The sequence below is a fragment of the Mycobacterium arosiense ATCC BAA-1401 = DSM 45069 genome (genome assembly GCF_002086125.1).
Classification (GTDB): Bacteria; Actinomycetota; Actinomycetes; order Mycobacteriales; family Mycobacteriaceae; genus Mycobacterium; species Mycobacterium arosiense.
In genome coordinates, this window is record NZ_MVHG01000034.1 from 1 (window position 1) to 13739 (window position 13739).

General features: G+C 69.1%; 14 protein-coding genes and 1 pseudogene. 9 read left to right on the plus strand and 6 right to left on the minus strand.

Annotated features, from left to right (window positions below; all coding sequences use genetic code 11):
* From BST14_RS31700 to BST14_RS14790, 4 genes are all read right to left on the minus strand, one after another.
* Nucleotides 1–178 (minus strand): transposase (locus BST14_RS31700; protein WP_142279208.1); only part of this gene is annotated, 178 nt, incomplete at its 3' end.
* Nucleotides 179–224: 46 nt separating this feature from the next.
* On the minus strand, nt 225–854 hold the full coding sequence (locus tag BST14_RS14780; RefSeq protein ID WP_083065102.1) for a cysteine hydrolase family protein: 630 nt from the start codon (nt 852–854) through the stop codon (nt 225–227).
* A 24-nt stretch (nt 855–878) separates the two neighbouring features.
* On the minus strand, nt 879–2642 hold the full coding sequence (locus BST14_RS14785) for a DEAD/DEAH box helicase (RefSeq protein WP_083065103.1): 1764 nt from the start codon (nt 2640–2642) through the stop codon (nt 879–881).
* A 102-nt stretch (nt 2643–2744) separates the two neighbouring features.
* Nucleotides 2745–3536, minus strand: coding sequence for an alpha/beta hydrolase (locus BST14_RS14790; RefSeq protein WP_083065104.1), 792 nt, complete (start codon nt 3534–3536; stop codon nt 2745–2747).
* Between the two features lie 167 nt (nt 3537–3703).
* Here BST14_RS14790 and ffh point away from each other — a divergent pair, with 167 nt between their 5' ends.
* The 4 genes and pseudogenes from ffh to BST14_RS14810 all read left to right on the plus strand — a co-directional run bounded on the left by ffh (nt 3704) and on the right by BST14_RS14810 (nt 8986).
* The gene (gene ffh, locus BST14_RS14795) at nt 3704–5314 is read left to right on the plus strand and encodes a signal recognition particle protein (protein ID WP_083065105.1); all 1611 of its coding nucleotides are present in this window, start codon (nt 3704–3706) and stop codon (nt 5312–5314) included.
* Between the two features lie 75 nt (nt 5315–5389).
* Nucleotides 5390–6466: a metal-dependent hydrolase family protein gene (locus tag BST14_RS14800; protein ID WP_142279413.1), complete on the plus strand. Its 1077-nt coding sequence runs from the start codon at nt 5390–5392 to the stop codon at nt 6464–6466.
* Nucleotides 6467–6533: 67 nt separating this feature from the next.
* Nucleotides 6534–8376 (plus strand): annotated as a pseudogene (locus BST14_RS14805) (N-acyl-D-amino-acid deacylase family protein).
* Nucleotide 8377: 1 nt separating this feature from the next.
* Entirely contained in the window at nt 8378–8986 is a 609-nt protein-coding gene (locus tag BST14_RS14810) for a TetR/AcrR family transcriptional regulator (RefSeq protein WP_083065108.1), read from the plus strand.
* Between the two features lies 1 nt (nt 8987).
* On the opposite strand, the gene BST14_RS14815 is transcribed toward BST14_RS14810, so the two are convergent.
* Nucleotides 8988–9881, minus strand: coding sequence for a D-alanyl-D-alanine carboxypeptidase family protein (locus BST14_RS14815; protein ID WP_083065109.1), 894 nt, complete (start codon nt 9879–9881; stop codon nt 8988–8990).
* A 58-nt stretch (nt 9882–9939) separates the two neighbouring features.
* On the opposite strand from BST14_RS14815, the gene BST14_RS14820 reads away from it, so the two are divergent.
* The 5 genes from BST14_RS14820 to trmD all read left to right on the plus strand — a co-directional run bounded on the left by BST14_RS14820 (nt 9940) and on the right by trmD (nt 12580).
* Nucleotides 9940–10371 carry a nuclear transport factor 2 family protein gene (locus tag BST14_RS14820; RefSeq protein WP_083065110.1) on the plus strand — a complete coding sequence of 144 codons (432 nt, stop codon included), beginning with the start codon at nt 9940–9942 and terminating at the stop codon, nt 10369–10371.
* Between the two features lie 161 nt (nt 10372–10532).
* The gene (gene rpsP, locus BST14_RS14825; protein ID WP_083065111.1) at nt 10533–11045 is read left to right on the plus strand and encodes a 30S ribosomal protein S16; all 513 of its coding nucleotides are present in this window, start codon (nt 10533–10535) and stop codon (nt 11043–11045) included.
* Between the two features lie 8 nt (nt 11046–11053).
* Entirely contained in the window at nt 11054–11296 is a 243-nt protein-coding gene (locus BST14_RS14830; protein ID WP_003878715.1) for an RNA-binding protein, read from the plus strand.
* A gap of 16 nt (nt 11297–11312) precedes the next feature.
* Nucleotides 11313–11840, plus strand: coding sequence for a ribosome maturation factor RimM (gene rimM / locus BST14_RS14835; protein ID WP_083065112.1), 528 nt, complete (start codon nt 11313–11315; stop codon nt 11838–11840).
* Between the two features lie 2 nt (nt 11841–11842).
* Nucleotides 11843–12580 carry a tRNA (guanosine(37)-N1)-methyltransferase TrmD gene (gene trmD, locus BST14_RS14840; RefSeq protein ID WP_083065113.1) on the plus strand — a complete coding sequence of 246 codons (738 nt, stop codon included), beginning with the start codon at nt 11843–11845 and terminating at the stop codon, nt 12578–12580.
* On the opposite strand, the gene BST14_RS14845 is transcribed toward trmD, so the two are convergent.
* A complete protein-coding gene (locus BST14_RS14845) occupies nt 12577–13554 on the minus strand; it encodes a serine hydrolase (RefSeq protein WP_083065114.1) in 978 nt (325 codons plus the stop codon). The two genes, trmD and BST14_RS14845, sit on opposite strands and share 4 nt — an antisense overlap.
* Nucleotides 13555–13739 lie beyond the last annotated feature (185 nt).

Consider the following 13739-nt stretch of genomic DNA (forward strand, 5'->3'; position numbering starts at 1 on the left):
ACGGCCCGAACGCCCCGGGCACGTCTCGCCAGGCGATCCCACACCGGTACCGATAAATAATGCCCTCGACCATCGAGCGGGCATCCTGAAAGGGCCTGCCCCGCTTGCCTGTCCGAGTCGGAAGCAAATCTTCAATCAACGACCACTGAGCATCGGTGAGCAACTGAAACCGCGACATGACTCAAGCCTCGGGCACAACATCCAAAATCTTTGCCAGACACGCCCTAGCTGTGTGAGGCCGTGGCTGTCGACGCAAGCGCGGCGATCACCGCAGCGGTGGAACGGCAGACGATGCCCATGCCGGGCATCTCCCGGTCCGCGTCGGTGGTCCAGCCCGAGATCGCGTCGAATACGGCGACGGTCCGAAGGTCGCGTTCGGTGGCGTCGACGAGGGTGGAGCGCGGGCAGTTCGGGTAGTTGCAGCCCGCGACGACCACCGTGGTCACGCCCCTGTCGCCGAGGTGTTCAAGCAGCCGGGTCCCGTAGAAGGCGCTCCACCGCGGCTTGTAGAGGATGTGCTCGTCAGGCCCGATCTGTTGCGCGTCTCCGGCAAGCAGGATGCCTGGGTTCAGTTCACAACCGGGCGCGAGTCCGTCGGCGAGTTGGGAACCCGGCGAGTGCGGAACGGCCTTGCCTCGCACGTTTCGTCGACACAGGTCGGCGTTGCTGCCATCTGGAAGGTACAAGCGCACGACGTGCACGATCGGCCGCCCGCTGTCACGAAACGCCGTTGTCAGCCGCCGCACCGCGGGTAGCACTTCGGCGGTGCCGGCGATCTCGGTGACCCAGTCGCGCTGTAGGTCGATGGTGAGCAGGGCACTGCGGGAGAACTCCGGGCTGGTGTAAGCGTCCACGCCGAGAACACTAGGCACCGGCGGTCACGAGTGCTCGGCGTTTAGCTGGCGCACGGCAGCGATGCGGGCCCGCAGCTGTTCGCGGCTCGCCGCGGCGATCGGGGGGCCACCGCAGCGGCGCCGCAGTTCGTTGTGAATCCAGCCGTGCGGCTTGCCCGTTCGGTGGTGGGCGATCGAGACCAGGGTGTTGAGCTCGCGGCGCAGCTCCCGGAGCTGGCCGTGCACCGTGGCCGGCGGCGCTTCGACGGCCGCCGGCGATCCGGCCTCCTTTTGCAAGCGGGCCCGCTTCTGCAGCTGTTCGTCCTGGCGCTGGTGCAGCAGCGCCCGCATCTGCTCGGCGTCGAGCAGCCCGGGGATGCCGAGGTAGTCGGCCTCCTCGTCGCTGCCGGCCGGGGCGGCGGTGCCGAACGATGATCCGTCGAAGATCAGCTGATCGAGCTCCGCGTCGGCGCCCAGCGAGGTGAATCCCTTGTCCGGGTCGGTCTTCTCGTCCTGCGTCTTGGTGGCGGGGTGGCCGTCGAGCGGGTCGCCCTCGGACGGCCGGTGCGGCTCACCGAGCACGTGGTTGCGCTGGGCCTCCAGCTCGCTGGCCAGCTGCAGCAGGTTGGGCACCGACGGCACGAAGATGCTGGCGATCTCGCCCGGGCGGCGCGACCGGACGAACCGACCGATCGCCTGGGCGAAGAACAGTGGCGTCGAGGCGCTGGTGGCGTAGATCCCGACCGACAGCCGCGGCACGTCGACGCCCTCGGAGACCATGCGCACCGCGACGAGCCAGCGGCTGGTGCTCGCGGCGAATTCGCTGATGCGCGCCGACGAGCCGGGGTCGTCGGAGAGCACCAGCGTCGGCGCCTCGCCGGTGAGCTTGGTCAGCAGGGCGGCGTAGGCGCGGGCCGCGGTCTGATCCGAGGCGATGATCATGCCGCCGGCGTCGGGCACGTGCGTACGCAGTTGGCGCAACCGCAGATCCGCGGCGGTGATCACCGCGGGCATCCATTCGCCGGCGGGGTCGAGCGCCGTGCGCCACGCGCGCGCGGTCTGTTCGGCGGACAGCGGCTCGCCCAGGCGGGCCGCGTGCTCCTCACCGGCGCTGTCGCGCCACCGCGCCTCCCCGGAGTAGGCGAGGAACACCACCGGCCGCACCACGCCATCGGCCAAAGCGTCCGTGTAGCCGTAGGTGTGATCGGCCCGCGACCGCCGTATCCCGTCGGGCCCGGCCTCGTAGGTCACGAACGGGATGGGGCTGTCGTCGCTACGAAACGGCGTCCCGGTCAGGGCGAGCCGGCGGGTGGCGTCGCCGAAGGCCTCGCGGATGGCTTCGCCCCACGCCTTGGCGTCGCCCCCATGGTGGATCTCGTCGAAGATGACCAGGGTCCTGCGCTGCTCGGTGCGCACCCGGTGCAACGTCGGGTGCGCGGCGACCTGGGCGTAGGTGACCATCACGCCGTGAAATTCCGGCGCGATCCGCGCGTCGCTGTTGGAGAACTTCGGATCCAGGGCGATGCCGTAACGCTGCGCGGCCTGCGCCCACTGGACCTTCAGGTGCTCGGTGGGCACCACGACGGTGACGTGCTCGACGGCGCGCTGGCCGAGCAGTTCGGCCGCCACCCGCAGGGCGAACGTCGTTTTGCCCGACCCCGGGGTGGCGACCGCCAGAAAGTCGCGCGGTTGGCCGGCGAGGTAGCGCACCAGCGCCCTGCGCTGCCAGCCGCGCAGCACGCCGGTGCCGCTGGCGTCGCCGGGATCGCTGTCGGCCCGCGCCGGGATGCTGCTGAGCGGCACCGACACAGGCCCCCCGTTCCGTTACTCGTCGACGCGGCTGACTCGGTTGAGTCGCGGCTGTGAAATCTAGCACGCCAACGCTTTTCGGCGCAGTAATGACTCGACCGGCTATCGTGTCCGGCTCACCGTTTGGGTCTGCAGCCACTCATGGATGCGTGCGGCAACGTCGGCCCAGCCCGGCTCGAGCATCATGTTGTGGCCCATGGAAAAGAATTCCGGCTCGGTTCGGTAGGCGCGCGCCGTGTTGCGTACCTCGCGAACGCTGACGAAGCCGTCGTGCTCGGCGCCCAGAACCAAAATCGGCGTGGTCACCCGCTTGGTTCTGACGCGGCGGAGGATCGGGTCGGTCATGGCGGCGCGGACGCTCTCGGCGCCCGCGCGTTGCCGGCAGGCTTCGACGACCTCCTCGGGGGTGTCCGGGCAGAACAGGTACTCGCGGGCCAGCGCCGGGGTGGCGAGGAATTTCAGCAGCGTGGGATCGCTCCACGATTCCATCGTCATCGACGGCCGGCGGCGCCACACCCGCAACGCCAACGTCAGCACGCCCTGTGGCGGCACCGAGCCCACCAGCACCGCGGCCGGGGCGCGTCGATCCTCGAGGTAGCGCTGGACCACGAACCCACCCAGCGAATGACCGATCAGGATGGGCGCGCCGCTTAGGTCGTCGGCCACCGAGCGGACGTCGTCGATGTAGTCGGCGATGGACACCTTCGGCAACGGCTTGGGGGTGGGGCTGGCGCCGTGCCCGCGCAGGCTCATCGCGACCGCGCGGTAGCCGGCGTCGGCGAAGTAGTCCAGGAAATGCTCCCAGCACCAGGCGCCATGCCAGCCGCCGTGCACGAAGAGCAGCGGCACCGGATGCGCGTCGCTGCAGGACCCTTTGCCGATCACCTCGAGCACTCGACCATTCAAACCCGCTCGCTGTCCTCGCGAGACTGAAATTACGCACATCATTCTCGGCGTGTCGTGTGCGTAGTTTCAGTGTCGCGGTCGGCGGCGGCGCCGGGTCGCCGTGCCCGGCTGGGACACCGGCCAGCCCCGCTGGCCAAGACCACTAGGCTGGCGGGGTGTTTGAATCGCTGTCCGACCGGTTGACCGGTGCCCTCGCGGGGCTACGCGGCAAGGGTCGATTGACCGACGCCGATATCGAGGCGACTACCCGCGAGATTCGGCTGGCGCTGCTGGAAGCCGACGTGTCGCTGCCCGTGGTACGCGCGTTCGTCACCCGGATCAAGGACCGCGCGAAGGGCGCCGAGGTCTCCGGTGCGCTCAACCCGGCACAGCAGGTCGTCAAGATCGTCAACGAAGAACTCATCGGCATCCTGGGCGGACAGACCCGGCAACTCGCGTTCGCCAAGACCCCACCGACCGTGGTGATGCTCGCCGGCCTGCAGGGTTCCGGTAAGACCTCGCTGGCCGGCAAGCTGGCCGCCTGGCTGCGCGGGCAGGGACACACCCCGCTGCTGGTCGCGTGCGACCTGCAGCGCCCGGCCGCGGTTAATCAGCTGCAGGTCGTCGGTGAGCGGGCCGGGGTACCGGTCTTCGCGCCGCACCCGGGGGCGTCGCCCGAGTCCGGGCCGGGCGACCCGGTCGCGGTCGCGGGCGCCGGTCTGGCCGAGGCGCGGGCCAAGCACCACGACGTCGTCATCGTCGACACCGCCGGCCGGCTGGGCATCGACGACGAGCTGATGGCGCAGGCGGCGGCCATCCGCGACGCCATCAACCCCGACGAGGTGCTGTTCGTCCTGGACGCGATGATTGGTCAGGACGCCGTCACCACCGCCGAGGCGTTCCGTGAGGGCGTCGGCTTCACCGGCGTGGTGCTGACCAAGCTCGACGGTGACGCCCGCGGTGGCGCCGCGCTCTCGGTGCGTGAGGTCACCGGCGTCCCAATCCTTTTCGCCTCAACCGGCGAGAAGCTGGAGGACTTCGACGTCTTCCACCCCGACCGGATGTCGAGCCGCATCCTGGGCATGGGCGACGTGCTGAGCCTGATTGAGCAGGCCGAGCAGGTCTTCGACGCCGAACAGGCCGAGGCCGCCGCCGTCAAGATCGGCAGCGGCGAGCTCACGCTCGAGGACTTCCTGGAACAGATGCTGGCCATCCGCAAGATGGGCCCGATCGGTAACCTGCTGGGCATGCTGCCCGGCGCCGGGCAGATGAAGGACGCGCTGGCCCAGGTCGACGATCGCCAGCTCGACCGCCTGCAGGCCATCATCCGCGGCATGACCCCGGCCGAGCGCGCCGACCCGAAGATCATCAACGCGTCGCGCCGGCTGCGCATCGCCAACGGGTCGGGCGTCACGGTGTCCGAGGTCAACCAGCTGGTCGACCGCTTCTTCGAGGCCCGCAAGATGATGTCCTCGATGCTCGGCGGCATGGGCATCCCCGGCATCGGCCGCAAGTCGGCGACCCGAAAGTCTAAGGGAGCCAAGGGCAAGGCGGGCAAGAAGGGCAAGAAGGGCGGACGCGGGCCGACGCCGCCGAAGGGCCGCAACCCACTGATGCAAGGCATGCCGGCCGGGTTCCCAGACCTGTCGCAGATGCCCGAGGGCCTCAACGAGCTGCCGCCCGGTCTGGCCGACTTCGATCTGTCCAAGCTGAAGTTCCCGGGCAAGCCGCGACGATCGCGAGCGCGGCGGCGCCGGGCGAGGCGGGTCGTCACCATTGGGCGGTGACGATCGCGAGCGCGGCGGCGCCGGGCGAGGCGGGTCGTCACCATTGGGCCAGAAGCAGGTAGCCGCCCGGTGCGCATGCGCGTGCGGGGTGTGGGGCTGCCCGACGAGACCGAGATCGACCTGTGGATCGTCGACGGCCGCATCAGCGCCGAACCGGTCGCCGGTGCCGACACCGTCTTCGACGGCGGCTGGATCGTGCCCGGGCTGGTCGACGCCCACTGCCACGTCGGCCTCGGGGACCACGGCGAGATCCCGCTCGACGACGCGATCGCCCAGGCCGAGATCGAACGCGATGTCGGCGCGTTGCTGTTGCGGGACTGCGGTTCGCCCACCGACACCCGCAGCCTCGACGACCGCGACGATCTGCCCCGCATCATCCGCGCCGGTAAGCATCTGGCCAGGCCGAAGCGGTATGCGGCGGGCTTCTCGCGCGAGCTAAAAGACGAATGGCAGCTGCCGGCGGCGGTCGCCGAGGAGGCCAAGCGCGGCGACGGCTGGATCAAGCTGGTAGGCGACTGGATCGATCGCAGCGTCGGCGATTTGGCGCCGCTGTGGTCCGACGACGTCCTCAAGGCCGCCATCGACACCGCGCACGCCCATGGCGCCCGGGTCACCGCGCACGTCTTCAGTGAGGAGGCGCTGCCCGGGCTGATCAACGCCGGCATCGACTGCATCGAGCATGGCACCGGCCTGACCGACGACACGATCGAGCTGATGGTCGCCCGCGGCACCGTGCTGGTCCCGACGCTGGTCAACATCGTGGAGAATTTTCCCGGGATCGCCGAGGCCGCGGCGAAGTATCCGGCCTATGCCGCGCACATGCGCGACCTGCATGCCCGTGGCCTGTCCCGGATCGCCGCGGCCCGTGACGCGGGCGTGCCGATCTACGCCGGCAGCGATGCGGGCACGATGGTGGCGCCCGGGCGCATCGCCGACGAGGTCGAGGCGCTGAAGAGCATCGGGATGACCCCCACCGAGGCGCTGGGCGCGGCGTGCTGGGACGCGCGGCGCTGGCTCGGCCGGCCCGGGCTCGACCACGGCGCCTCGGCCGACCTGCTGTGTTACACCCAAGACCCGCGCTCGGGCCCCGGCGTGCTGAACAGACCCGATCTGATCATGTTGCGCGGCAAGGTGTTTCGTCCCCCCGACTAGCAGCCCGATCCACGACGCCGGACGTTCCTCGCTTCGCCCAAAAAAAGATTGCGAGTGATCGCTATCTATGTTAGCATTCCGGCATCGACGACACGGAGGACGCCATGGTCTACGACGTGATCATTCGCGGCGGACTGTGGTTCGACGGCACCGGTAGCGAGCCGCTGACCCGCACGCTCGGTATCCGCGACGGCGTCCTGGCCTCGGTCTCCACCGAGCCGCTGGAAGAGGCCGGTTGCCCCGAGGTGATCGACGCGGCCGGCAAATGGGTGGTGCCCGGCTTCCTCGACGTCCACACCCATTACGACGCCGAGGTGCTGCTGGATCCCGGGCTGCGCGAGTCGGTGCGCCACGGCGTCACCACCGTGCTGCTGGGCAACTGTTCATTGTCGACGGTCTACGCCGATTCCCAGGACGCCGCCGACCTGTTCAGCAGGGTGGAGGCGGTGCCGCGCGAGTACGTCCTGGGCGCGCTGGATTCCCACCGCACCTGGTCGACGGCCGCGGAGTACATCCAGGCGATCGACGCCCTGCCGCTGGGACCCAATGTCGGTTCGCTGCTTGGGCATTCGGACCTGCGGACCGCGGTGCTCGGACTGGACCGAGCCACCGACGCCACGGTGCGGCCCACCGAGGCCGAGCTGGACAAGATGGCCGACCTGCTGGACGAGGCCCTCGACGCCGGTGTGCTCGGCATGTCCGGGATGGACGCGCCCATCGACAAACTCGACGGCGAACGGTTCCGCTCGCGCGCCTTGCCGTCCACCTTCGCGATGTGGCGGGAGCGCCGCAGGCTGATCAACGTGCTACGCAAGCGCGGCCGGATTCTGCAGAGCGCCCCCAACGTGGCGAAGCCGTCAACCGGGATGCTCTTCTTTTTGGCCAGCAGCCGGATACTGAACTGGGGCAAGGGCGTCCGGATGAGCATGCTGGTATCCGCCGACGCCAAGTCGATGCCGCTGTCGGTCTACGTCTTCGGCCCGGGGACTCGGCTGCTGAACAAGCTGCTGGGCGCCAGCGTGAAATTCCAGCACCTGCCGGTGCCGTTCGAGCTGTACTCTGACGGCATCGACCTGCCGGTCTTCGAGGAGTTCGGCGCCGGGACGGCCGCCCTGCACCTGCGGGACCAGTTGCAGCGCAACAAGTTACTGGCGGACAAGGAGTACCGCCGGAAATTCCGTCGCGAGTTCGACCGCATCAAGCTCGGACCGTCGCTGTGGCACCGCGACTTCCACGACGCCGTCATCGTCGAATGTCCGGATAAGTCGTTGATCGGCAAAAGCTTTGGCGCGATAGCCGACGAGCGCAACCTGCACCCCCTCGACGCGTTTTTGGACGTTCTGGTCGAAAACGGTGAACGCAACGTTCGATGGACGACCGTCGTCGCCAACCATCGCCCCAGGCTGCTGGACGCGCTGGCCACCGAAGGCAGTGTGCACATGGGCTTTTCGGATGCCGGGGCGCACCTGCGCAACATGGCTTTCTACAACTTCGGGCTGCGGATGCTCAAGCGCACCCGGGACGCCTACCGGGCCGGCGCGCCGTTCATGTCGATCGAGCACGCGGTGCACCGGCTCACCGGCGAACTGGGCGAGTGGTTCGGCATCGACGCCGGCACGCTGCGCCAGGGCGACCGAGCGGACTTCGTGGTGATCGACCCGGCCGGGCTCGACGAATCCGTCGACGGCTATCACGAGGAAGCGGTGCCGTTCTACGGTGGCCTGCGGCGCATGGTCAACCGCAACGACGACGCCGTGGTCGCCACCGGGGTGGGCGGCGTGGTCGTCTTCGGCGGCAGCCACACCAAGGAATTCCGGGACGGCTACGGGCAATCCGTGCGGTCGGGTCGCTACCTGCGGGCGGGCGAGCGAGCTCGTCGGGAACGCAGCGCGCCGAGCGTCACCGCCTGACATGGCCAGAACTCAGCAGCAGCGCCGCGAGGAGACCGTCGGACGGCTCATCGACGCGTGCATCGCCACCATCATCGAAGTCGGCTACGCCCGGGCGTCCGCCGCGGTGATCACCAAGCGGGCCGGGGTGTCGGTGGGCGCCCTGTTCCGGCACTTCGACACCATGGGCGATTTCATGGCCGCGACGGCGTCCGAGGTGTTGCGCCGCCAGCTGGAGTCGTTCACCAAGAAAGTCGCGGAGATACCGGCCGACCGGCAGGCGCTGGAAGCGGCGCTGGGGATCTTGCGCGACATCACCGCCGGCCCGGCCAACGCCGTCATCTATGAGCTGCTGGTCGCCGCGCGCACGGACGAAAAACTCAAGGAGACTTTGCAACAAGAGCTGGGGCAGTACGCCGCGAAGATCCACGACGCCGCCCGCGCGCTGCCCGGCGCCGAACGCTTCCCCGCGGACACCTTCCCGGTGCTCGTGGCGTTGATGACCAATGTGTTCGACGGGGCCGCCGTGGTGGAAGGCGTTGTGCCGCAACCGGAAATCTCCGCCCAGCGGATCCCGGTGCTGATGGCGCTGCTGACCGCGGGGCTGCCCGACGCGGGCTCGGTGCAGTGAGCTACAGCGAGCCGATGCTGGACTGCGGGCTTTGCGCGAATCCCCAGTCGAACAACGTCGCCGCCTGATCCCAGTACGTCGGTCCGCCCTCTTTGATCAGCCCGTACATCATCGCGATCACCAGCCGGCGGCCGCCGCGGGCGGCGGCCCCGACGAAGGTCTTGCGGGCGGCGTTGGTGAACCCCGTCTTGCCGCCGATCGCGCCGGGGTAGCGCTGCAACAGCTCGTCCTGGTTGGTGATCAGGTGATCGCCGTTGTCGCCGGGGAACATCGCCGACGGCTCGGCGGTGATCTGCGCGAACACCGGGTTGGCCATCGCGGCGCGGAAGATGGCCGCCAGGTCATGCGCGGTCGAGGCGCCCGAACCTCCGGGCCCGTCCAGCCCGGACGGTGTCGACGCGTGCGTGTTGGTAGCGCCCAGGGAGGCCGCCTTGGCGTTCATCTTCGCCACCGTGACGTCCGGACCGCCCAGCATGTGGGCCAGCGTGTTGGCGGCGTCGTTACCCGAGACCAGCAACAGGCCGTCGAGGAGTTGGCGCGCGGTATAGGTGCGGCCCGGTTTGATGCCGACGCAGTTGCATTCCACCTGGGTGTCGGCGACGTCGGCGACGACCGTCGAGTCCAGGCTCACCGAGTCCAGCACCACCTGGGCCAACAGCGTCTTGATGGTGCTCGCCGGCGGGTGGGGGACGTTCTGGTCGCGGCCGGCCAGCACCTGCCCGCTGTCCAGGTCGGCGATGATCCAGGTTTGCGCCGGCCCGTCCGGAATGGGCAGCGAACCGACAGGTTGGCTGTTGTCGGCCCACGCGGTCGACACGGCGACGGTGGCGGTGCAGGTACCGAGCGCGAGGACGGTAGCGGCCATCCTGAACTTCAGGGCCGTGAGCTTGCGCATGGCCGCAAAGTCTAACGTCCGCCCCTGTCCCGGGCGGATTTTCAGTACTGTCCGATGCATGTTGAGCCTGGAAGAGATCTCGGACCGCCTGGAGATCCAGCAGCTGTTGGTGGACTATTCCACCGCCATCGACAACCGCCGCTTCGACGACCTGGACAAGGTGTTCACCCCTGACGCCTACATCGACTACACGGCACTCGGCGGCATCGAGGGCCACTATCCGGAGGTGAAGAAGTGGCTGGCCGAGGTGCTGCCCAACTTCCCGGTGTACGCGCATATGCTCGGCAACTTCTCGGTCCGGGTCGACGGGGACAAGGCCTCGTCGCGGGTGATCTGCTTCAACCCCATGGTGCTGGGCGGTGACCCCCAACCAAAGGGAGACCAGGTGCTGTTCTGCGGGCTCTGGTACGACGACGAGTTCGTGCGCACGCCCGACGGCTGGCGGATGACGCGGCGGGTGGAGACCAAGGTGTTCCAGAAAGTGATGTAGCCAATTTCCGGCTGACCATTCCGTTCTGGCACAATGGGCGGCTGTCCGCCGAGCGATTACGCATCGCCGGCCGGTCATACACGCGAGGCAAAACCGGATCCGGGCACCCCGCCCCGATCGCTGAATTGCAGCGTGACACACACAGGAGAGATCGCTTAACCATGGCTGTGAAGATCAAGCTCACCCGGCTTGGCAAGATCCGCAATCCCCAGTACCGCATCGCCGTCGCCGACGCCCGCACCCGCCGCGACGGCCGCTCCATCGAGGTCATCGGCCGTTACCACCCCAAGGAAGACCCGAGCCTCATCGAGATCGATTCCGAGCGGGCCCAGTACTGGCTGTCCGTGGGCGCCCAGCCCACCGAGCCCGTCCGCAAGCTGCTGCAGATCACCGGCGACTGGCAGAAGTTCAAGGGCCTGCCGGGCGCCGAGGGCCGCCTGAAGGCCGCCCCGGCCAAGCCCAGCAAGCTCGAGCTGTTCAACGCCGCCCTGGCCGAGGCCGAAGGCGGACCGACCACCGAGGCCGCGAAGCCGAAGAAGAAGGCCCCGGCCAAGAAGGCGGCGAAGGCCGCCGGCGAGCCGCAGGCCGCGGCCGATGCGCCGACAGAAACCCCCGCTGAGGCCGAGGCGCCCGCCGGGGGTGGCGAGCAGGCCGAGCCGACCACCGAAAGCTGACCACGGCGATGAGTACGGTTGTCGTTGACGCTGTTGAGCACCTGGTTCGCGGGATTGTCGACAACCCCGACGACGTCCGGGTGGACATGGTCACCAGCCGCCGGGGGCGGACGGTCGAGGTGCACGTCCATCCCGACGACTTGGGCAAGGTGATCGGCCGCGGCGGTCGCACGGCGACCGCATTGCGCACGCTGGTCGCCGGCATCGGCGGCCGCGGCATCCGCGTCGACGTGGTGGACACCGACCAGTAGAACTCATGGAACTCCGTTGGAGTTGACCGTCGGGCGCGTGGTGAAAGCCCACGGCGTCAGTGGCGAGCTGGTGGTGGAAATCCGCACCGATGATCCGGCCGCCCGGTTTTCGCCGGGTAACACGTTGCGCGCCAAGCCTCCTCGCGGTGGCGCGGAGCGCAGCTGCGTCATCGAGAGTGCGCGCGAGCATGGCGGGCGCCTGCTGGTGCGGCTGGCCGGGGTCACCGACCGCGACGCCGCCGACGCGCTGCGCGGCACCCTGTTCGTGGTCGACTCCGAGGACCTGCCCGACATCGACGAGGCGGACACCTACTACGACCATCAGCTCGAGGGCCTGCGCGTCCACACCACCGCCGGCGAGCGGGTCGGCGTCGTCGCCGAGGTGTTGCACACCGCGGCCGGCGAACTGCTGGCCGTGCGGCGCGAATCCGGCGACGAGCAGCGGGAAGTGTTGGTGCCGTTCGTGACCGCGATCGTCACCTCGGTATCGCTGGATGACGGCACCGTGGAGATCGATCCGCCCGAAGGCCTGCTGGACCTGTAGATATGAGAATCGACGTCGTCACGATCTTTCCGGCCTTCCTGGACCCGCTGCGACAATCGTTGCCGGGCAAGGCGATTCGTTCCGGCCTGGTCGATCTGCGGGTGCATGACCTGCGGCGCTGGACGCATGACGTGCACCGCTCGGTCGACGACGCCCCCTACGGCGGCGGCCCGGGGATGGTGATGAAAGCCCCGGTGTGGGGCGCGGCACTCGATGAAATCGCCTCCGAGGAAACACTTTTGGTTGTCCCGACGCCGGCCGGTCGCCTGTTCACGCAGGCGACGGCCACACGCTGGCGCGCCGAGCCCCACCTGGTGTTCGCGTGCGGCCGCTACGAGGGCATCGACCAGCGGGTCATCGACGACGCGGCGCGGCGCATGCGGGTCGAAGAGGTCTCGATCGGCGATTACGTGCTGCCCGGCGGCGAGTCGGCGGCGGTCGTGATGATCGAGGCCGTGCTGCGCCTGCTCGACGGGGTCCTGGGCAATCCCGCATCGCACCGCGAGGATTCGCACTCACCGGCATTGGACCGGCGCCTGGAGGGACCCAGCTACACGCGGCCGCCGAGCTGGCGCGGCCTGGACGTCCCCGAGGTGCTGCTGTCGGGGGACCACGCGCGAGTCGCCGCCTGGCGCCGCGAGATCTCGCTGCAGCGCACCCGCGAACGCCGCCCCGAACTGCTCGACCTTGAATCGCCTGAGCCCGAACTGCCTGAGCCCGACGACCACTCGGCTCGTTAAAGCCCCTGCCGCGGCGCCTCGATGCGGCCCTCGGGGAATATCGTCCTGACCGCCCGGGTGATGGTGTCGCGGGCGGTGGCGTCGTCGGCGGGCTGCAGGGACTGGACCACCATGATGTAGCGGCGGTCGGCCCCGATCACGCCGGTCGACAAATGCATCCAGTCGCTGCCGATGCAGCACATCCAGCCCTGCTTGACCGCGACGGGCTCGGCGTACAGGCCGTCCGGGATGCCGAATCGCTGCGGGTAGCCGTCCAGCCCGGTGGGGGTGGATTGGGCGAGGTCGTTGACGATGATCTTGGCGTCGTCGGCCGGTAGACCACCCGAGCCGTCCAACAGCATGTCGTAGTAGCGGATCAGGTCGGTCACCGAGCTCATAGTGTTCCACCAGCGCCCGTCGCTGGGCGGGGTGGTGGAGGCCAGGCCGTAGCGGGCGGCCACCTCGGTGATGATGGCGGCCCCGCCGCCCTGACCCCAGAACCGCTCGGCCGCGCCGTCGTCGGAGGACTGCAGCATGATGTCCAGCGCCTGGCGGTCGTCGGCGCTCAGCGGCGCCTTGCCCTCGGATTCGTGCAGCAGCAGATCGTCGGCGATGAACAGCTTCGCCACCGACGCGGTGCCGATGATCTGGCTGTTGCCGTTGGCGATCATCTGGTGGGTGGTGCGGTCGAGGATGGCCACCGACAGGGCGGCGCCGGTGCCGGCGGCCTCGTCGGCGGCCTGCTGAACGCGGGCCTGCAGCTGAGAAAATCCGGGGTTCGGCAACGCCTGCGGTGGCTGCGACGGGGCGGCCGCGTCCAGCCGCACGCCGGCGGACTGCGGGGGAGCCGGCGTGGGGGGTGCGGAGACGACCCGAACGGGGGCGGAGACCGGGAGGCTGTACACCTTCGCCTGGACCAGCGCCTCGGAGCCGGCGGCAACCACCAACGTCACCGCCGCGGTGGCGGTGAACAGTGTCAGCGGACGTACCCGCATTCGTTTTCCTCCGGCGTGACTGCAAACTCAGTGCAAGGGCGGGACCCGTCGCGCCGCCCGCACCGGCCATCACGCTTCAGTGCGGGTGGCGCGTCCTGACCCCAGTCATATGTACCATTTACCAGCGCGTTTGGCGCGTTACGAACCGGCGGCTCGCTGTGATTTTCGCGGCACGCGCCCCGTCT